This window comes from Cognatiluteimonas telluris (assembly GCF_011320095.1).
Lineage (GTDB): Bacteria > Pseudomonadota > Gammaproteobacteria > Xanthomonadales > Xanthomonadaceae > Cognatiluteimonas > Cognatiluteimonas telluris.
Genome location: NZ_JAANOY010000035.1, coordinates 1 through 19,511, shown reverse-complemented (window position 1 = coordinate 19,511; position 19,511 = coordinate 1). Strand labels below are relative to the sequence as shown.

The window sequence follows — 19,511 nt, the reverse complement described above, 5'->3', positions numbered from 1 at the left end:
TGCCTGCCATCGCAGCGGCAACGTGGCCACGACCCGCCCGCTGGGCTGGCGCGCCACCGCCCCCGGCGCGGCGCACGATGGCGCGCAGCGGCGCGGCAGGGTCCGGGGAGGCAGCCGCCGCACTGGCGTGGCCTGGAGCGGCGCGGCCGTGATCGGCACGCCGGGGAACTACACGATCACGCCACGACACACGCAAGTACCTCGTTGCACGAACCCGCACGGCACGGGAAACCGATGATCGCGGATCGCCGGTGAACCGATGCTGGCACCATGCCGCGCTACTGGCCAGCCCTGCACGATCCGCGTCAAGCCACACCTTAGCGACCGGCGCCCGTCAGTTCCGCGCCTCCAGTCGCGTTGTCGATGCGCCGCGCGAGCGCCGGCCAGTGATGGCATCGCCACGCCGGCCGCACCGGCAGCGCGCCCTGCGTCACGCCCACGCCGAGGGCGCGTGTGCTAAATGAGGCAGACGTGAATGGATCGCCGCCACCGATGACCGGCCCCGGGACGCCCGCGGCGCCCGCCTGGTTCGAACCGCTGGTCGCCGCCGACACCGTCGATACGCTGGCCACGCGCCTGCTTGCCATCGCCGCCGGAACACCCGGCTGTTGCGACGCATGGCTGGCGCAGGCCGAAAATGACACCCTGGCGCTGGTCGCCGGGGGCCCGGCCGCGGGCAGCGAGGACCTGCTCGCACTCGCGGGCACGGCCCTGCGCACCGGGACCGCGCTATCCACCGGCGACGGCAGCGCGACCGCCGCGCCGCTTCCGCCCTCCCCCCACGTGCTGGTGCTGGCCTGCGATCCGGGTCGCGCGGGCGACGTGCTGCAGGCGCTCGCGTCGCCGCTGGCGATCGCCGGGCGGTTGCTGTCGCGGTCGCTGAAGATGGCCGAGCTGGAAGCCAGCAATGCGCGGCTGGTGCATTCGGAACAACTGCAGCGCGCGCTGTTCGCGATCTCCAACCTTGCCGGCTCCGAGCGCCCGATGTCGGAGATGCTGCGCGAGATCCACGCGATCATCGGCACGTTGATGTACGCGGAGAACTTCTTCCTGGTGCTGCGCGACCCGGAGCGCGAGACGATCCGCTTCCTGTATTTCGCCGATGTCGAGGACACCGCGCCGCGCGACCCGGAGCTGGAGATCCCGCTGGCCTCGCGCGAGAACACGCTCACCTGGTACGTGATCCGCGACGGCAAGCCGCTGATGGGCGACACGCCGTCGCTGCTGAAGCAGATCTCCGGCCCGCTCAACATCCACGGCCCCGACGGCAACGACTGGCTCGGGGTGCCGATGCTGCGCGATGGCCAGGTCCGCGGCGCACTGGTGGTGCAGAGCTACGAGCCCGGGATCGGTTACGACGCCAACGACATGGCGCTGTTGTCGTTCGTCGGCAGCCACATCCTCACCGCGCTGGAACGCAAGCAGGGCAAGGTCGAGCTCGAACGCTCGGTGAAGCTGCGCACGCAGGAGCTGGCCGATGCCAACCGCGGCCTGCAATTGGAGATCGTCGAGCGCCAGCGCGCCGAGCGCCTGCAGGCGGTGCTGTTCCAGCTGGCGCAGATGGCGACGGCCGACATCAGCCAGGCGCAGTTCTACCGCCGCGTGCACGAGGTCGTCGGCGAACTGCTCAATGCCGAGAACTTCTTCATCGCCCTGCTCAACGAGGCAGGCGACGCGCTGGAATTCCCCTACTACGTCGACGTGCGCGGGCGCAGCGGGCAGACGCGTCCGCTCGGGCGCGGGTTGAGCGAATACGTCATGCGCGAGGGCGACGTGTTCATGGGCACGTCGGAGGACATCACCGCGCTCGCACGGCGCGGCGAGATCGAGCTGCAGGTGGCCGGCGACCCGGCCTTGAGCTGGCTCGGCGCGCCGCTGCTGGCCGGCGAGGACACCATCGGCCTGGTCGCGGTGCAGAGCTACACGCCGAGCGTGCGCTATGGGCCAGCCGACCGCGAGCTGCTGAGCTTCGTCGCCTCGCAGCTGGCCAACAGCCTCAGCCGCCGCCGCGCCGCGCAGATCCAGCAGCGCAGCCTGGAGCAGCTGGAGGAACGCGTCGCCGCGCGCACCCTGGAACTGCGCAAGGAAATCCACGAGCGCGAACGCATCCAGGAGCAGCTCAAGCACGAGGTGATGCACGACGCACTGACGGGGCTGCCCAACCGCGGCTACCTGCGCGAGCGGCTGGAGCGCGTGCTCGGGTTGCTGCGTCGCGAGCCGCACCGCAAGGGCGCGTTGCTCTACCTGGACATCGATCGCTTCAAGGTGGTCAACGACAGCCTCGGGCACCTGGCCGGCGACGAGATGCTGCGCGAAGTCGCCCGGCGCCTGCAGGCCTGCGTGCGCGATCCCGACCTGGTGTCGCGCCTGTCGGGCGATGAGTTCGCGATCCTGCTCGAACAGGTGCCGGTGCCGGAAACCGCGGTCAAGGTCGCCCAGCGCCTGCTGGAAAAGCTCGGTGAGCCGCTGCTGGTGGCCGGCAAGGAACTGGAGCCCTCGGCGAGCATCGGCATCGCGATCACCGACGCCACCTACCAGAACGCCGACGACGTGCTGCGCGATGCCGACGTTGCCCTGTACCGGGCCAAGGAACTGGGACGCAAGCGTTTCGAATTGTTCGACGTGTCGCTGCAGAAGCATGCGGTCGACGTGCTGGAAATGGAGCGCGACCTGCGCGTGGCCCTGCAGCACGACCAGTTCGAGCCGTATTTCCAGCCGATCCAGTGCCTGGAGACCGACGAGGTGATGGGCTACGAGGCGCTGATCCGCTGGAACCACCCGACCCGCGGCCTGCTTGCGCCCGGCCAGTTCCTGCCGATCGCCGAGGACAGCGGCAGCATCGAGGCGATCGACTGGTGGATGTTCGAGCACAGCTGCGCGCTGATGGCCGGCCGCGGCGATCGCGACTACCTCACCATCAATGTCTCGCCGCTGCATTTCCGCCGCGAGGATTTCAGCCAGCGCCTGACCCAGATGCTGCAGCGCACGGGCCTGGCGCCCTCGCGGCTGGTGATCGAAGTCACCGAGGGCTCGCTGCTGGACGATCCCGAGGGCGTGCGCGACATCCTCGCGCGCCTTCGCGACGAAGGCATTGGCGCGGCGCTGGACGACTTCGGCACCGGTTATTCGTCGCTGAGCTACCTGCACACCTTTCCGCTGCGCAGCGTCAAGATCGACCGCAGCTTCGTCGCGCGCCTGGGCATCGGCGAAGGCAATTCCGATGCCGTGGTGGTCTCGATCCTGGCGCTGGCGCGCGCGCTGGGGATGGAAGCGGTGGCCGAAGGCATCGAGACCGCGGCCCAGCGCGACGCCCTGCTGGCGATGGGCTGCCGCTACGGCCAGGGCTACCTGCTGGGGCGTCCGGCGCCGATCGGACACTGGTCGTGATGACACTCCGGCAGGCGACATTGGCGTAACCCGGGTCAGCGCAGCGCACCCGGGGGCTCGCATCCCCGAAGAGCTCGCGGCAGAAGCCGCTCCTGCCGAAGCGCAATCGTGCAAACCGGCGTGGCCCGGATACGCGCAGCGCACCCGGGCCCATGGCCGCTCGCGCGCATTATTTGCGAGCGGCGAAGATCTGCGTCAGGTAGTCCGGCGTGCCCACGATGCGCTCCAGGTGCGGGTAGCGCAGGCCGTCGTGGTAGTCGACGTCGACCGTGCGATAGCGGTTGAACTCCCGCACCAGGAAGTGCAACGGCGCCTTGTCGGTCTTCGCCGCCTTGAGCGCATCCTCGAGCGTCGCCTTGTCGTAGCCCAGGCCGTTGACCGCGACCACGGTCGCGCCGGTGCCCAGGCCCGCGTTGAACGCCGGGCTGTCCCAGCGCACGTCGCCGAGCTTGCCGTCCTTGTCGATCGCGAAGCCGAGCGAGTACACGAAATCGGCCGCGCCCTTGTTGTCCTTCTGCAAGGCCTTGGCGTAGTCGCTGGGCGTGTCGGAGTAGACGAGCTTCCAGCCCGTGGCCTCGACGCTGGACGCGAACGGCACCTTGCCGTCCAGGCGCTCGCGCAGGAACGTCGCCCAGTCGCTGGCAACGACGCCGTCGAGCGTGGCCACGACGTCCTCGAAGGTGTAGGGCTTCTGCGTCTTCCACACGCCGTCGTCGACGCCGAAGAATGCGCGCGCGAAATCGTCCAGCGACTTGTGGTCGTTGCTGAGCTTGCGGATGCGCGCGTCGACGGCGAGCCAGATCAGCTGCCCGGCCGAGTAGTAATCCTCACTGAGCTGGTAGTTGCGGTAGGGCTTGGGCCGGCGCTGGGAAATGATCGGATCGTTGGTGGTGTCCTGCACCGCGCGCCAGGACAGGCCCGGGCGGTTGTCGGTGTAGGCGGCAACGACCAGCGCCAGCGCATCGCGCGAGGCCGGCAGCGGGCGCAGGCCGCTGCGCGCGGTCAGCACGTTGCCCCAGTACTGGGTCTGGCCTTCGTACACCCACAGCAGGCTGTCCTGCATCGGCACGTTGTAATTCGGCGTCCACAGGTCCGCGGGACGACGGAACTTGCCGTTCCACGAGTGCGTGTACTCGTGCGCGAGCAGGTCGCTGAACCCGACCTTCGCATTCCACTCGCTGAAGTAATCGCTGTCCTCGCCGTCTTCGCTCGAGCGCTGGTGCTCCAGGCCGTTGCCGCCCATCTGGCCGGACAACGAGAACAGGAAGTCGTAGTGGTCGTAGTGCTGGGCGCCGTAGAGCTTGAGCGCCTGCGCCACCAGTGCGCGGTGCTGCGCGACCTGCTCGGGCTTGGTCTCCAGGAACCGCGGCGCGTCGGCGACTACGTTCAGGCGCACCGGCACCTTGGCGCCAGGGTTCAGTTCGAACTGCTTGAAGTAGCGCCCGGCGTAGACCGGCGAGTCGACCAGGATGTCCAGCGGTACCGGCGCGTAATGCGCGGTGCCGGTCGCGCTGCCGTTGCCATCGCCGCTGGCGAGGTCCAAAGCGCTCGCGGCGGTGAAGCCGGCCGGATAGGTCACGCTGGCGTCGTACTGGATCTGGTGCGCGTAATGCCCGGCCGGATACAGCACCACCGCGTTCCATTGCAGGTTGAGCATGTTCGGCGTCATCACCACCCGGCCCTGCGAGCCGTCGGTCGGCGTCAGGTATTGGTAATCCGCGCGGATCGAGGACACGCCGGCGGGCACGTCGACGTGGAAGGCGTAGACGTCCAGGGGATCGCGGCGCCAGGTGAGCGGCTTGCCATTGGCGCTGCCGTCGTCGGCCGTGATGCGCAGGCCGGCGAGCTTGTCGATCGGGCCCGACGGGGAGTGATTGCCGGGCAGCCACTGCGGATACAGCAGGGTCAGCTCGCCGGCGGCGACCGGGATGGTCTCGCGGACCTTGAAGATCCGCTGCGACAGGTCGGTGGCATCGACGGCGATGCGGATCGTGCCCGGTGCATAGGGCGTGTCGGCCGGCGGCGCGGTCTGCGCCAGCGCCGGCCCCGCCACCAGGCCGGTGAGCAGCAACAGTGGCAACGCGACGCGCGCGTCGAGGCAAGCAGTCATGCGGGACTCCTGGCAGGCAATCCCCGAATCCTAGCGGCCGGGGCGTGACGCGCATCCCCCAGAGGCCATGGGCGCTGCCAATCCGGTCACGTTCCGGGCCGACCCGAGCCCGCCCCCGCTGGCCGCCCCGCGGAGCGCAGGGCGTTGCTTCCCCCATCACGGCCGCCGACGGCCGCGCGGCAGGCGGCCATGGTCTTCAATTCGCTCACCTTCCTGGTGTTCTTCGCCTGCGTGCTGGGCATGCAGCGGCTGCCGCTGGGCTGGACCACGAAGAAGTTCAACCTGCTGCTCGCCAGCTACCTGTTCTACGCGGCGTGGAATCCGCCGTTCGTGCTGCTGCTGTGGATCTCCACCGTGGTCGACTGGTACGCGGCGCAGAAGCTCGTGCACGCGCAGCGCCCGGCGGCGCGGCGGGCATGGATGCTGCTGTCGGTGGTCGCCAACCTGGGCATGCTCGGCTACTTCAAGTACGGCGGCTTCCTGCTCGCGAACTTCACCGCGCTGGCCGCGAGCGTCGGCGTGCAGTACCAGGCTCCGGCGTTCGACATCGTGTTGCCGGTCGGCATCTCGTTCTACACCTTCGCGACGATGTCCTACACGCTGGATGTGTATTTGAGGCGCGCGAAACCGGCGACCTCGTTCCTCGACTACGCGCTGTTCGTCACCTTCTTCCCGCACCTGGTCGCCGGGCCGATCATGCGTCCGACCGAACTCGTGCCGCAGTTCGCGCAGCCGCGGCAGGCGACGCCGGACATGCTGCGCTTCGGCCTGGCGCTGGTGACGCTGGGCATGTTCCAGAAGGTCGTGCTGGCCGACGGCTTCCTCGCACCCATCGCCGAACAGGTCTACGACGGCGACAAGCTCGCCGGCGCGCTCGATGCGTGGATCGGCACGCTGGCCTTCAGCGGACAGATCTTCTGCGACTTCGCCGGCTACTCGACCACCGCGATCGGCGTCGCCATGTGCCTGGGCTTCGCGATGCCGGACAACTTCCGCTTTCCGTACGCGGCGATCGGCTTCTCGGATTTCTGGCGCCGCTGGCACATCACCCTGTCGGCGTGGCTGCGCGACTACGTCTACATCCCGCTCGGCGGCAATCGCCACGGCGAGGCGCGCACCTACATGGCGCTGATGGCGACGATGCTGCTCGGCGGGCTGTGGCATGGCGCGAGCTGGACGTTCGTTGTCTGGGGCGGCCTGCACGGGACGTATCTTGCCGGCGAGCGCCTGTTGCGCTCGCGCTTCGCCGGCTACCGGCCGGGGCCGTGGATGCTGTTCGCGTTCGCGCTGCTGACCTACGCGCTGGTCAACGTCACCTGGGTGTTCTTCCGCGCGCACGGTTTCGCCAAGGCCTGGAGCCTGCTCGGCGGGATGTTCGGCGCGCATGCGCGGGCGGCGCCGATCGTGGCCACGTCGGGGCTGGTGCTCACCGCCGTGATCATCCTGGGACTCGTTACCGCGCACTGGTGGATGCGCGAACGCACGCTGGAAACCGCCATCGCGCGCACACCGGCCGCGGTCGTCTCGGTCGGCTGGGCGGCGATGTTGTTCGCGATCGTGATCACGCAGGGGTCGGGCAATGCCTTCATCTATTTCCAGTTCTGACGTGGCCGCGCCCGCGAATGCCGAACCGGCGATGGCCGCGGCTGCGGCGTCGATCGGGATTCCATTGACGGCGCCCGGCAGTCCCCTGCCCGGGCCCGGTGCGGGCGAGCATTTCGTGCGCCCGGGCTTCGTGCGCCAGACCGCCTCCGATCGCCCCGGCGTCGCGCAGCCGGTGCCCGAGCGCGACATCCCGCCACAGCCCTGGTCGCGCATCTTCGTCACCGCGATCGTGCTGGCCGCGCTCGCGCTCGTCGGCTGGGAAGCGTACTGGCGCGCGTTCGGCGCGGTGCCGGGTTACCACAACGGCAACGACGCCTGGGCGCTGCAGCGCGCGCGCATCGACAACGGCGAAGGCGATGCGACGGTGTTGACCGGCGCCTCGCGGGTGCTGTTCGACGTGCAGTTGCCGGTGTGGCAGCAGGCGACCGGCGAGCGGCCGATCCAGCTCGCGCTCGAAGGTACGTCGCCGGTGCCGGTATTGGAGGATCTCGCCGCGGACCCTGACTTCACCGGGCGCGTGCTGGTGGGCGTGGCGCCGGACATCTTCTTCAGCGGCTTCGCCTACCGCGGCGACGCGATCGCCGACTTCCACAAGCGCACGCCCGCGCAGCGCGCGGGCACGTGGCTGGCGCGGCACCTGGTCGAACCCTATTTCGCGTTCTACGACAGCGACTTCGCCCTGCCCACGGTGGTGAACCGGCAGGCATGGCCGCTGCGGCCCGGCAGCCGCAAGAGCACGCGCGTGCGCAAGCTGCTGGTGCAGGAGGCCGACCGCAATTCGCACATGTGGCACAAGCTGGAAACCGATCCGCAGTACCGTGCGCTGGCACGCAGCATCTGGGCGGAGGATTTCGGCGCGCCGCCGCCGGGAATGGACACGCCGGCCAAGTCGCGCAAGGTCATCGACACCCAGATCGACAAGGCGGTCGCCGCGATCGCGACCCTGCGTGCGCGCGGCGTGCAGGTGCTGTTCCTGCGCCCGCCGAGCATCGGCCCCTACCACGCCTACGAGGACAAATACTTCCCGCGCCGGCTGACCTGGGACGTGCTGCTGCGACGCACCGGCGCGGCGGGCATCCACTTCGAGGATTACCCGCAACTGCAGGGTTACGTGCAACCCGAGTGGTCGCATCTTTCGGCGCCGGAAGCGACCCGCTTCACCACCGCGCTGATGCCGATCGTGCAGCGGCAAGCGTGGGGCGCGCCGCGTGCGTTGCCGCCGGTGACGGACGTCGCGGTGGTCAGCCCCGCTGCCAGATGAGGCAGCGGTTGTTGGCCGGCATGGCGATGTCGCCGGCGAGTGTCAGTCCGGCATCACGCGCGAGTGCATCGACGGCTTCCGCATCGCGGATGCCGGAGCGGGCATCGCGCGCCTTCAGCCAGGCATCGAATTCGCGGTTGCTGTCGCTGGTGTACCCGCCGCCGCGATTGAACGGGCCGTAGGCGACGACGGTCGCCTCGTCGGCGAGCACCCGTACCAGCCCGGCGAACAGTGCCTGCACCGACGCCCAGTCCATGATGTGCAGGCTGTTGGCGGTGAACACCGCATCGAAGGACGCTGATGGCCACGGATCACGGGCGACATCGAGCGCGATGGGTGCCGGCGTGTTCGGCAGGCCCGCGTCGTCGAGCCACGCGGCGATGCCGGCGAGGTTGCTGGCGACATCCGAGCATTGCCATTGCAGCCACGGCATCGCCGCGGCGAAATGCACCGCGTGCTGGCCGCTGCCGCTGCCGATCTCGAGCACCCGCCGGCGCGCGGCGAAGGCCTCGCGCAGCACCGCCAGGATCGGCTCGCGGTTGCGCTCGCAGGCCGGCGAGAAGGGTTTGACGCGCGGTGGCGGCGCGTGCACGTCAGTCCAGCGCGCGCACGTAGATCGATTTGCTGCCGCCGGCGCCGGCGCGCTCCTCGATCGCGAAGTGGCGCGGATGCGCGCGCACCAGGTCGCTGAGCTTGCGGTGCCCGTGCAGGCGCGGATCGAAATCCGGACGGATCTTGGTCAGGTAGTTGCCGATCGCCGACAGGTGCGCCCAGCCCGCATCGTCGGAGGCGTCCTCGATCGCCCGGCGCATCAGGTCCAGCGGCAGCGGTTCCGGCCCGCCCGCCTTTGCCCGCATCGGCGCCGCGGGTCCAGTCGCCTTCGTCGCCGCTGCCGGCGTCGTCATGGCATTGGCTGCCTTGGCGACTTTCGCCGGCCTGCGCGCGGGTGGCTTGGCGGACGCCGCAGGCGCTTGGCGCAACACTTCGGTGTAGATGAACTTGTCGCAGGCCTGCACGAATGCCACCGGCGTCTTGTGTTCGCCGAAGCCGTAGACGGTCAGGCCTTCCTCGCGCAGGCGCTGCGCCAGGCGGGTGAAGTCGCTGTCGCTGGAGACCAGGCACATGCCGTCGAAGCGGCCGGTGTACATCAGGTCCATCGCGTCGATGATCAGCGAGCTGTCGGTGGCGTTCTTGCCGCTGGTGTAGGCGAACTGCTGCACCGGGTTGATCGAGTGTTCGAGCAGCTTCTCCTTCCATTGCGACGCGCGCGTGGAGGTGAAGTCGCCATAGATGCGCTTGACGCTGGCCACGCCGTACTTGGCCACCTCCGACAACAGGCCCTCGATCATCGAGGCCGGTGCGTTGTCGGCGTCGATCAGCACCGCGAGCCGGCGCTGCGCGTCGTCCGCCTCGGTCTTGCCGTTGCCACGTTCCTTCATTGCCGACTCCCGCGGAGGTTCAATGCGATTGTGCGCGCGCCGCGTTCAGGCCGCGCGCGCCAGGCCCTGCGCCACGAGGTCGCGCGCCACCGCCTCGGCGGTGCGGATGCCATCGACGCCGGCGGAGAGGATGCCCCCCGCATACCCCGCGCCTTCACCGGCCGGGAACAGGCCGCGCGTGTTGAGGCTGTGGCCGTCCTCGCCGCGGGTGATCCGCACCGGCGAGGACGTGCGCGTCTCCACGCCGGTCAGGATCGCATCGTGCATGGCGAAGCCGCGCAGTTGCCGGTCGAACGCCGGCAATGCTTCGCGGATCGCATCGATCGCGTAGCGCGGCAGTGCCTGGTCGAGGTCGCCCAGGCGCACGCCTGGCTTATACGACGGCAGCACGTCGCCGAAGGCCTGGGAGGCGCGATTGGCGATGAAGTCGCCGACCAGCTGCCCCGGCGCCTCGTAGTCGCCGCCGCCGAGCGCGAAGGCGATCGATTCCCAATGCCGCTGCAAGGCGATGCCGGCGAGCGGGCCCTCGCCGTAGGGCGCGAAATCCTCCGGCGTGATGCCGCACACGATCGCCGCGTTGGCGTTGCGCTCGTTGCGCGAGTACTGGCTCATGCCGTTGGTCACCACCCGCCCGGGCTCGCTCGCGGCCGCGACCACGGTGCCGCCGGGGCACATGCAGAAGCTGTAGACCGAGCGCCCGTTGCGGCAGTGGTGCACCAGCTTGTAGTCGGCCGCGCCGAGCAGCGGGTGCCCGGCCTGCGGGCCGAAGCGCGCCTGGTCGATCAGCGATTGCGGGTGCTCGATGCGAAAACCGATCGAGAAGGGTTTTGCTTCCACCCGCACGCCGCGCGCGTGCAGCATCGCGAAGGTGTCGCGCGCGCTGTGGCCCAGCGCCAGCACGACGTGGTCGGCGCGCAGCTGTTCGCCGCTGGCCAGCACGACGCCGCGCACGTGGCGCGTCCCGGCGCTGTCGTTGTCGACCAGCAGGTCGTCGACGCGCTGGCCGAAGCGGATTTCGCCGCCAAGCGCTTCGATCGTCGCGCGCATGTGCTCGACCATCGACACCAGTCGGAACGTGCCGATATGCGGCTTGCTGACGTAGAGGATCTCCTCCGGTGCGCCGGCGGCGACGAACTCCGTCAGCACCTTGCGGCCGTGGTGGTGCCTGTCGGAGATCTGGCTGTAGAGCTTGCCGTCGGAGAAGGTGCCGGCGCCGCCCTCGCCGAACTGCACGTTGGACTCCGGATCGAGGGTCTTCTTCCGCCACAGCCCCCAGGTGTCCTTCGTGCGCTCGCGCACGTCCTTGCCGCGTTCGAGCACGATCGGGCGGAATCCCATCTGCGCCAGCACCAGCGCCGCGAACAGGCCGCAGGGACCCATGCCGATCACCAGCGGACGCAACGGCAGTGCGTCGGGTGCGCGCGCGACGAAGCGATAGGACGTATCCGGTGTCGGCCCGACCTTGCCGGCATCGCCGCCACGGCCGGCATCGGCGGCATCGCGTTGCAGGCGCTGCAGGAGGTCGGCCTCGCGCGGGGTGTCGACGTCGACCGAATAGATCAGCGCGATCGCGCCACGGCGGCGCGCGTCGTAGCTGCGCTTGGCGATGGTGTAGCCGCGCAGTTCGTCGGCCGCAAGGCCCAGGCGTGCGAGGATCGCCGCGGTCAGCGCGGCGGCATCGTGGTCCAGCGGCAGCGTAAGGTCGGTCAGGCGCAGCATGCGCGGGGGATCCTGTCGGCAGCGCAGTTTACGCAGTCGTGCCGGATCCGACCGCAGGATGGCGCCGGACGGGCCTCCGGCTTGCGGACGCCTGTGCCGCACACGCAGGGGACCGGGATGGCCCAGGATCCGACATCCATTGCAGCGGCCACGCCGCGCTGGACAGCGGCGCGGACCCTGCTGCTGCCGATCGCGCACGCGGCATGGCCCCCGCTCCCCGCCGAACTGGTCCTGGACGGCGCGGCCTTCGTGCGCAAGCGCGAACTGCACGCGACCATCGGCGGCTGCACACTGGCCGGGCTCCGTCACGCGATGGCACCCCTGCTGGGTGAGACGCTCCGGTGCCACCGCATGTCACCCTGCACACGTCCGGCGGCACCCGGGCATCGGCCCGCCCGACACGGCCGCGCTGGCGCGCCTGCAACTGCGCACGGTCCAGGCGGGCGAAGCCGGACTGCCACCGGTCCGCGCCTGATGCCTTCCATTGGAGCCAGTCCCATGCGAACAACATCCGTTCCTCCCCTCGCCGCCTGCCTGCTGCTCTCCACTTCGCTCGCTGCCTGCGCGGGTAAACCGATGCACACCGGCGGCCCGCTGCCAGCGCGACGCGCCTGCGACGCGACGCCCGCGCGCTGGGCGATCGGAAAGGTCGCTACGGCCGCGGTCCTCGAGCGCATCCGCAGCGACAGCGATGCCCAGGTGGTACGCGTCATCCAGCCGGGCCAGATGGTGACGATGGACTACAGCGCCGCGCGGGTCGATGTGCGGGTCGATGCCGGCAACGTCGTGCTGGGTGTCAGCTGCGGCTGAGCCGACCGCGTGGACGCGCCCAGGTGCACGCCGTGGTGCACGCGCTCAGATGCGATCGTCGATGCCCACCACGCCCGCGTGCTTGGCGCACTGGGCGCAGCAGTAGAAGATTCCATTGTGTTCGGCGCCGTGGCCGATGATGCGGCAGTGGCAATGCGCGCAGGTCGGCGCCAGCGCGTGGATCGCGCATTCGAAGGAATCGAACGTGCCGCCACCGGACACCGTCTGCACGGTGAAGGCCTTGTCGTAATCGTTGCCGCAGACATCGCATCTGGCCATGGCACGCTCCGCTTGCCGACGAACGCGCAGTGTCGCGGCCGGCGGTTGCAGGCGAAGTGAACGCCCCGCGCGGTCTCAGGGGCCTTGCTGCAGCAGTTGCGCCAGCGCGCGGTCGCCGTCGGCCAGCAACTGCTCGGGCGTGCGCTCGAAGGCGGTGCGCACCACCGCCTCGCCGATGCACCACTCGCGCTCGGCGGCGCTGAACACGCGCGTGCCCGCGGCCACCGCGCGCAGTTCCTCGCGGGTGGGGGCGATGTCGTCCGGGTGTTCCTCCTTCGGACGCGGCAGTGCGTTGCCATGGCTGGCGGCATCGACCAGCAGCCGCAGCCGCCGCTGCGCGCGCTCGGCCTCACTGCCGTCGGCATCGGTCCCGTCCAGCGCCACCGCGGCGGCCAGCGTGGCCTGCAGCGCGGACAGCTCGGCCTCGCGTGCCGCGCTGCTGGCCTGCAGCTCGCGCAACTGGGCCTGCAACTGCAGCAACTCGGCCGCCGGATCCACCAGGGTGTCGTCGCCGAGGCGGTCGCGCACCCACGCGCCGAGTTCGGCGTAGATCTGCGGATGGGTGAAGTGCAGTTCGCGCGCGGCCTGCTGCCAGGCGAAGGCCACCTGCTGCGCGGTGAAGGTCGGCGGGGTGTGGACGTCGTCCTGGCGGCGGCCCTTGGCGGTGCCCATGGCGATGATGGTCTGGTCGATGCGCGGGCGCAGCGGTCCGTCGTCGAACGCCTCGTCGGCGCGACGCAGGGCCGCACGGCAGTCCAGCAGCAGGTTGCGCAGCTCGTTCATGGCCCCTCTCCCAGGGCGACACTAACGCATCAGGCGCCGGTTGCCGGCCCGGTCCGGCGACGCGTCGGCGATTTTGTGCGATGGGCCCGTTTCAGGAAGGCCAGTGCGGCAGCTTCCCACTGCCGCTCCCCGCGTGGGGCCTGGTCCGGGCGCAGCAGCCGGCCCTCGCGCCAGCCGGCCAGCACCGCCGGATCGATGTAGGCCTTGCGGCACACCGAAGGCGTGTTGCCCAGCGCCCGGGCCACGTCCTGGATGACGGCCTTCTCCACCGCCAGGAGTTCGCGTTCGCCGGCAGGCGTGCCGTCTTCGCGCGTGGGCAGGCCGGTGCGCGCGAAACGCTGGAACGCCGCCAAGGTGCCGCCCCAGGTGCGGAAGTCCTTGGCGGTGAAGGCCTGCCCGGTGCACTCGCGCAGGTAGGCGTTGACCTGGCCCGAATCCACCGGCACCAGCGCGCCGGCGTCGTCGCGGTACTGGAACAGGGCCTGCCCCGGCAGTTGCTGGCAGCGACGCAGCAGCGCCACCAGGCGCGCATCGTCGAGCACCACGTCCTGCTCCTTGCCCGCCTTGCCGCGGAACTGGAAGCGCGCGCGCCCGCCACGCACGAAGGCGACGTGGCGGTTACGCAACGTGGTCAGCCCGTAGGAGCGATTGCTGCGCGCGTAGGCGGTGTTGCCGACCCGGATCAGGGTCTCCGACAGCACCGACACCACGATCGCCAGCACCTTGTCGCGCGGGAACCCGCTGGCCCGCAGGTGGCATCGCAACTGGCGGCGCAGTTTCGGCAGGACGCTGGCGAAGGCGACGATGTGGTCGAACTTGCCATCGCCGCGGACGCTGCTCCACTGCCGGTGGTAGCGGTACTGCTTGCGACCGCGTGCGTCGCGGCCGGTGGCCTGCAGATGGCCGCGCGGATCGGTACAGATCCACACCTGCGTCCACGCCGGCGGGATCGCGAGCGAGGCGATCCGCCGCAGGGTCGCCTCGTCGCGAACCACCCCGCCGTCGTCGTCACGATAGGCGAAGCCCTTGCCCGATGTCGCGGCAATGCGGCGCAGCCCGGGCGCGGCGTCGCTGACGTAGCGCAGCCCGGCGTCGCTGGCGGCCTGCACCGGCTCGGCGATGGCGTCCGCGGATCCGGTGCGGGGGGAAGGCGCGCGCATGCGTCGCAGCATTGGTGCGCGCACGTCAACGACGCGCAACGGTTCACCTGGCCTTCGCGGCGGTGCTGTCGATGATCGTCGCCATCGCCGCGCGTTGCGTGCATGCCAGCACCGACTGCGCGTGGCGCGGGGCCCATGGAGAAGCGAGTGGAGTTCGCACCAGCACCGCACAACCCGTCGCCCCCATCGGCATCGGCATCGGCGCCAGGCCACAACCCAGCGCAGGCGGCGGTGCGCGCGCTGCTGTTCGATGCCGACGGCGACGATCGTGCGCTGGAGCCGGCGCAGATCGATGGCACCCGGGTCGGCGAGCGCCAGCTGTTGTGGGTCGACGTCGAGGACGACGACGCCGGGGGCGCCGATGCGTTGCTGCCCGACCTGGTACAGCGGCTGGGCCTGGGCGAGGACGCGCTGGCGATCCTGCGCGAGCGCGGCAGCACCACCCGCCTGCAGAACGTCGGCGACTGGTTCCTGGCCCAGGTGGTGGCGGTCGAGCACGAAGGCCAGCTGCGCTTCGGCGGCCGCGTGCTGGCGATCGTGTGCGGCGCCAACTTCGTGGTCAGCCTGCATCGCGGGCCGCTGGCGCTGATCGACCAGCTGCGCGACCGCGAGCGCGCCGACACCCGGATCGGCACCCTGAGCGCCGAAAGCTTCGCCGCGTCCTTGCTGGACTGGGTGGTGGACAGCTACCTGCGCGCGGTGTCGGACTTCGAGGCCGCGGTCGACCGGCTCGAAGTCGCGGTGCTGTCCAGCAGGGTCCACCAGGAATGCCTGCCGGAACTGGCGCAGTTGCGCCGCGGCGCCTCGCGGCTGCGGCGGATGCTGTCGCCGCACCGGCAGGTGTTCGGTTCGCTGGCGCGGCCGGACTTCCGCCCCAGCGAGGATGGCGTCGCCGACCGCCATTTCCGCGCGCTGGAGGCGCACTTCGAGCGGGCGATGGATGCGGTGGAGAACACCCGCGAACTGGTGGTCGGCAGCTTCGAACTGTTCACCACCCGCAGCGCCGAACGCACCAACGACACCATGCGCGTGCTGACCTTCGTCACCGTGCTGCTGGGCTCGCTGGCGGTGGTGGTCGGCGCGCTGGGGATGAACTTCAAGGCGCCGTTGTTCGACAGCGGGCAACGCGGCTTCTGGGGCGCGATCGTGGCGATGCTGGTGATCGCGGTGGTCGGCACCGGGCTCGCGCGCTGGCGGCGGTGGATCTGAAGCGGCGCCACGCCGGCCCGAAGGCGGATTCGGCAGCGGCGCCTTCAAGCGCGAGCTTTCCACGTCTGACACTGGCACGTCACCGTAGCGGAAGCCCGGCGAGCTCGCGCCTGAAGGCGCTCCTACCAAGAGCAGCGCCGGCGACCTGATCGCGCGCTGCAGTCGGTCAGACCCAGCCGCGCGCGGCCAGCGAGACGGGCGCGCCGTCGCCGATCACGAAATGATCCAGCAGCCGCACGTCGACCAGCGCCAGCGACTGTTTTAGGCGCGCGGTGACCGCGCGGTCGGCGGCGCTGGGTTCGGCGCTGCCGCTGGGATGGTTGTGGCCGACGATGATCGCCGCGGCGTTGTGCGCCAGCGCGCGACGGACGACTTCGCGCGGATGCACCTCGGCGCCGTCAACGGTGCCGCGGAACAGTTCCTCGAACGCCAGCGCCCGGTGCCGCGTATCCATGAACAGCGCGGCGAAGACTTCCTGCGGATGCCCGCGCAGGCGCTGGGCGAAATAGCGCCCGGCGGCGCCCGGATCGGTCATCGCCTCGCCGCGCTCCAGGCCGGCGGCGAGATAGCGGTTGCACAGCTCCAGTGCGGCCGAAAGCTGGCATGCGCGGGCAGGGCCGAGACCTGGCAGCTCGGCCAGTTCCGCTGCGCTGCGCTCCAGCAACACCCGCAGCGGACCGTGCGCGGCGAGCAGGCCGCGCGCGGTGGTGACGGCGTCCTGCCCACGCAGGCCAGACCCCAGGAACAACGCCAGCAACTCGGCATCCGACAACACCCCGGCGCCGCGGGCGAGGAGCTTTTCGCGGGGGCGTTCGAGTGCGGGCCAGTCGTGGATGTGCATGGCCGCAGCGTGCGCCGCGCACGGCGCCACCGGCATCGGACGCCGGTGGCGCTTCGGGTAAGCTAAACGCCGCTTCCGCTGTAGGAATTTTCCGACCGCATGGCCGCAGCCGGCGCCACTTCGCCCTCGTCGACCGCCTCGCTGGCGCCGCGCCGGGTGCTGTTGTGCGTGTGCGGCGGGATCGCGGCCTACAAGGCGGTCGAGCTGGTGCGTCGCCTGCGCGATGCCGGGGCCGAGGTGCAGGTGGCAATGACCGCCAACGCGCTGCAGTTCATCGGTGCGCCGAGCCTGCAGGCCGTCTCCGGCCGCAGCGTGCGCAGCGCGCTCTGGGACGAGGCCGCCGAGGCCGCGATGGGCCACATCGAACTCGCGCGCTGGGCGGAGCTGGTGCTGATCGCGCCGGCGACCGCCAACACCCTGGCCAAGCTCGCCCACGGCCTGGCCGACGACCTGGTCAGCACGCTGTGCCTGGCCACCACCGCGCCGCTGGCGGTGGCGCCGGCGATGAACCATCGGATGTGGCTGCATCCGGCGACCCAGGCCAACGTGGCGCTGTTGCGCGCGCGCGGCGTGCAGGTGATCGGTCCGGACGACGGCGCCCAGGCCTGCGGCGAGTTCGGCCCCGGCCGGTTGCGCGAACCCGACGCGATCGTGACCGCGCTGCAGGAGCCGGCCGCTTGACGGCGTCGCTGCGTGGCACCCGCATCGTGGTCAGCGCCGGCCCGACCTACGAGGACATCGATCCGGTGCGCTTCATCGGCAACCGCTCCAGCGGCCGGATGGGATTCGCGATCGCCGCCGCCGCGGCGCAGCGCGGCGCGCAGGTGGTGCTGGTTGCAGGTCCCGTGCACCTGGACACGCCCGCCGGCGTGACCCGGATCGACGTGCGCTCGGCGGCGCAGATGCAGGCCGCGGTGCTCGCCGCGCTGCCGGCCGACGTCTACATCGGCGCGGCGGCGGTCGCCGACTTCGCGCCCGCGCAGGCAGCGCCGCGCAAGCTCAAGAAATCCGGCGACGGCGACGGCCTGGTGCTGGAACTGGTGCGCACGCCCGACATCCTGGCCAGCGTCGCCCGCCACGCGCCGCGTCCGCGACTGGTGGTCGGGTTCGCGGCCGAAACGCACGACGTCGCGCACTACGCCCGCGACAAGCTGGCGCGCAAACAGCTGGACCTGGTCGCCGCCAACCTGGTCGGGGTCGCCGGCAGCGGCTTCGAGAGCGAGAGCAATGCGCTCACCGTCTACGGCGCGCAGTTCGAACGCGCGCTCGGCCCGGCGCCGAAGACGCAGCTGGCGGGCGAGCTGCTGGACCTGGTCGCCGCCCGCCTGCCGCGCACGCAACGCGACGACGTGCGCGTGGATGGCACGCTTCCGGTCCGCACGCCGCCGGACCGCGCCCCATGAACACCCCGCATCCGGACCCCATGCCATGAGCGCGATCGCACCTTCGCCGCACCTGCTCGAGGTCAAGCTGCTCGACGCCCGCTTCGGCAGCCTGTGGCCGCTGCCCGACTACGCCACCGGCGCCAGCGCGGCGCTGGACCTGCGCGCCGCGCTCGACGCACCGCTGGACCTGGCGCCCGGCGCTGCCGCGCTGGTGCCCTCGGGGCTGGCGATCCACCTGCGCGATCCGGGCCTGTGCGCGCTGGTGCTGCCGCGCTCGGGACTGGGCCACAAGCATGGCATCGTGCTGGGCAACGGCACCGGGCTGATCGACGCCGACTACCAGGGCCCGCTGCTGATCAGCGCCTGGAACCGTGGCAGCGCTGCGTTCCGGATCGAACCGGGCGACCGCATCGCGCAGTTGCTGCTGCTGCCGATCGTGCGTGCCAGCTTGCAAGTGGTGGATACTTTCGAAGACAGCGCCCGCGGCAGTGGTGGTTTCGGCCACACCGGCCTGCGTTGACCGGCGTGCCATGAGGGGAATGCAATGAGCGACGAGTCCAAACCACGCCGGCGCCTGCCAACCGCGCACCTGCGGCCGTTGCTGCCGCTGCTGGCCGGCCTGTGCGTGCTGCTGGCGCTATGGCTGGCGTGGACGGGTTGGCAACAATGGCAGGACACCAGCCGCGACAGCGCCCTGGAAGCGTCGCGCGACCTCGCCGTCACCGGCACCCGCCACGCCCTGGACGTGCAGACGACGCGCCTGCGCGATGCCCTCGCCTCGCCGGGCGTGCAGGCGGCGCTGGCGGCGGGCGACCTGGCGGGCGCCGCCACCCGCATCGGCGCCGGCTGGCCCCACGTCGAGCAGGTCACCGTGCTGGAACCGGACCTGGACGCGCAGTACGCGGCATTGCCCAACGGCGGCTTCGGCAAGCTCGCGGTCGCGGAGGCCGCGCTGGTGGCCAATGCACCGGTGGCGCGGATTGCCAAGGACGGTGGCGCGCGGCTGGCGCTGGCTGCGCCGGCGCGACTCGCCGTCGCACCGGCGGCCGGCACCAGCCCGGCCTCCGCGGGCGCTGCCACGGGGGCGGGTTCCGGCCGCCTGGTCGGCATTGCCTATGTGCGCTTGCCGCTGGCGATCGCCACCGACGCGCTGCAATCGGCCCATGTCGACGATGGCAGTTACCTCGCGCTACGGGAAGGCAGCTATACGGTGCTCGAGCGTGGCGACAAGCAACTGGCCAATGCCGCCGAGGCGCTGGCGGTGAAGGTGCCCGACAGCGACCTGCGGATCGTGGCCGGTTTGCCGGATACCACCCAGGGGCTGTTCGGGCTGGGCGCGATCAGCTCGTTCAGCGCCGCTCTGGTGCTGCTGGTCCTGGGCGCATGGGCGTTGCTGGCCGCGCGCCGCGGGGGCGGTGCCGCGGGGGATGACGACGAGGCTGCGGGCGGCGCGCCGACCCTGGCCCAGGCGATCCGACAGGCGCCCGCGGGTGCGGCCACCGCGACCACGGCCGGCGCGCCGG

At 70.8% G+C, this 19,511-nt stretch carries 15 protein-coding genes and 2 pseudogenes; 9 read left to right on the top strand and 8 right to left on the bottom strand.

All coding sequences use genetic code 11. The annotated features are described in order from the left end of the window. Both G7B67_RS13330 and G7B67_RS11850 read left to right on the top strand, forming a co-directional pair. Nucleotides 1–238, top strand: a 238-nt coding sequence (locus G7B67_RS13330; RefSeq protein ID WP_207780924.1) for a hypothetical protein, incomplete at its 5' end; no start/stop codon positions are given. Between the two features lie 233 nt (nt 239–471). After that, nucleotides 472–3,387 carry a bifunctional diguanylate cyclase/phosphodiesterase gene (locus G7B67_RS11850; protein WP_243412360.1) on the top strand — a complete coding sequence of 972 codons (2,916 nt, stop codon included), beginning with the start codon at nt 472–474 and terminating at the stop codon, nt 3,385–3,387. A gap of 169 nt (nt 3,388–3,556) precedes the next feature. Here the strand turns inward: G7B67_RS11850 and G7B67_RS11845 are convergent, their stop codons facing one another. Further along, nucleotides 3,557–5,497: a M61 family metallopeptidase gene (locus G7B67_RS11845; protein WP_166212689.1), complete on the bottom strand. Its 1,941-nt coding sequence runs from the start codon at nt 5,495–5,497 to the stop codon at nt 3,557–3,559. Nucleotides 5,498–5,686: 189 nt separating this feature from the next. Here G7B67_RS11845 and G7B67_RS11840 point away from each other — a divergent pair, with 189 nt between their 5' ends. Continuing rightward, nucleotides 5,687–7,102 carry an MBOAT family O-acyltransferase gene (locus G7B67_RS11840; RefSeq protein ID WP_166212687.1) on the top strand — a complete coding sequence of 472 codons (1,416 nt, stop codon included), beginning with the start codon at nt 5,687–5,689 and terminating at the stop codon, nt 7,100–7,102. Nucleotide 7,103: 1 nt separating this feature from the next. After that, nucleotides 7,104–8,363 (top strand): hypothetical protein, encoded by a 1,260-nt coding sequence (locus G7B67_RS11835; RefSeq protein WP_207780923.1) that lies wholly within the window; start codon nt 7,104–7,106, stop codon nt 8,361–8,363. Here the strand turns inward: G7B67_RS11835 and G7B67_RS11830 are convergent. From G7B67_RS11830 to G7B67_RS11820, 3 genes are read right to left on the bottom strand one after another with little or no spacing between them, the layout of a single operon-like run. Then, nucleotides 8,344–8,955 carry a DUF938 domain-containing protein gene (locus G7B67_RS11830; RefSeq protein WP_166212685.1) on the bottom strand — a complete coding sequence of 204 codons (612 nt, stop codon included), beginning with the start codon at nt 8,953–8,955 and terminating at the stop codon, nt 8,344–8,346. The two genes, G7B67_RS11835 and G7B67_RS11830, sit on opposite strands and share 20 nt — an antisense overlap. Nucleotide 8,956: 1 nt before the next feature. After that, on the bottom strand, nt 8,957–9,802 hold the full coding sequence (locus G7B67_RS11825) for an NYN domain-containing protein (protein WP_166212683.1): 846 nt from the start codon (nt 9,800–9,802) through the stop codon (nt 8,957–8,959). Nucleotides 9,803–9,847: 45 nt separating this feature from the next. Next, nucleotides 9,848–11,521, bottom strand: a complete 1,674-nt coding sequence (locus G7B67_RS11820) for an NAD(P)/FAD-dependent oxidoreductase (RefSeq protein WP_166212681.1) — start codon at nt 11,519–11,521, stop codon at nt 9,848–9,850. A gap of 498 nt (nt 11,522–12,019) precedes the next feature. Between G7B67_RS11820 and G7B67_RS11815 the strand changes: the two genes are divergently transcribed. Then, entirely contained in the window at nt 12,020–12,331 is a 312-nt protein-coding gene (locus tag G7B67_RS11815; protein ID WP_166212679.1) for an I78 family peptidase inhibitor, read from the top strand. 45 nt (nt 12,332–12,376) lie between these two features. Here G7B67_RS11815 and G7B67_RS11810 read toward each other — a convergent pair whose 3' ends face one another. The 3 genes from G7B67_RS11810 to G7B67_RS11800 all read right to left on the bottom strand — a co-directional run bounded on the left by G7B67_RS11810 (nt 12,377) and on the right by G7B67_RS11800 (nt 14,553). Further along, nucleotides 12,377–12,610: a hypothetical protein gene (locus G7B67_RS11810; RefSeq protein ID WP_166212677.1), complete on the bottom strand. Its 234-nt coding sequence runs from the start codon at nt 12,608–12,610 to the stop codon at nt 12,377–12,379. Between the two features lie 75 nt (nt 12,611–12,685). Then, nucleotides 12,686–13,393 (bottom strand): hypothetical protein, encoded by a 708-nt coding sequence (locus tag G7B67_RS11805; protein ID WP_166212675.1) that lies wholly within the window; start codon nt 13,391–13,393, stop codon nt 12,686–12,688. 29 nt (nt 13,394–13,422) lie between these two features. Next, entirely contained in the window at nt 13,423–14,553 is a 1,131-nt protein-coding gene (locus G7B67_RS11800) for a DNA topoisomerase IB (protein WP_166212673.1), read from the bottom strand. 147 nt (nt 14,554–14,700) lie between these two features. Between G7B67_RS11800 and G7B67_RS11795 the strand changes: the two genes are divergently transcribed. After that, nucleotides 14,701–15,762 (top strand): magnesium transporter CorA family protein, encoded by a 1,062-nt coding sequence (locus G7B67_RS11795; RefSeq protein WP_166212671.1) that lies wholly within the window; start codon nt 14,701–14,703, stop codon nt 15,760–15,762. A gap of 166 nt (nt 15,763–15,928) precedes the next feature. Here the strand turns inward: G7B67_RS11795 and radC are convergent, their stop codons facing one another. After that, nucleotides 15,929–16,603, bottom strand: a complete 675-nt coding sequence (gene radC / locus G7B67_RS11790; protein WP_166212669.1) for a RadC family protein — start codon at nt 16,601–16,603, stop codon at nt 15,929–15,931. 99 nt (nt 16,604–16,702) lie between these two features. Here radC and coaBC point away from each other — a divergent pair. The 3 genes and pseudogenes from coaBC to G7B67_RS11775 form a co-directional block, all read left to right on the top strand. Continuing rightward, nucleotides 16,703–17,931 (top strand): annotated as a pseudogene (coaBC, locus tag G7B67_RS11785) (bifunctional phosphopantothenoylcysteine decarboxylase/phosphopantothenate--cysteine ligase CoaBC); the annotation flags it as partial. Nucleotides 17,932–18,031: 100 nt separating this feature from the next. After that, nucleotides 18,032–18,508 carry a dUTP diphosphatase gene (gene dut / locus G7B67_RS11780; RefSeq protein WP_166212667.1) on the top strand — a complete coding sequence of 159 codons (477 nt, stop codon included), beginning with the start codon at nt 18,032–18,034 and terminating at the stop codon, nt 18,506–18,508. Nucleotides 18,509–18,532: 24 nt separating this feature from the next. Beyond that, nucleotides 18,533–19,511, top strand: a pseudogene (locus G7B67_RS11775) (hypothetical protein); the annotation flags it as partial.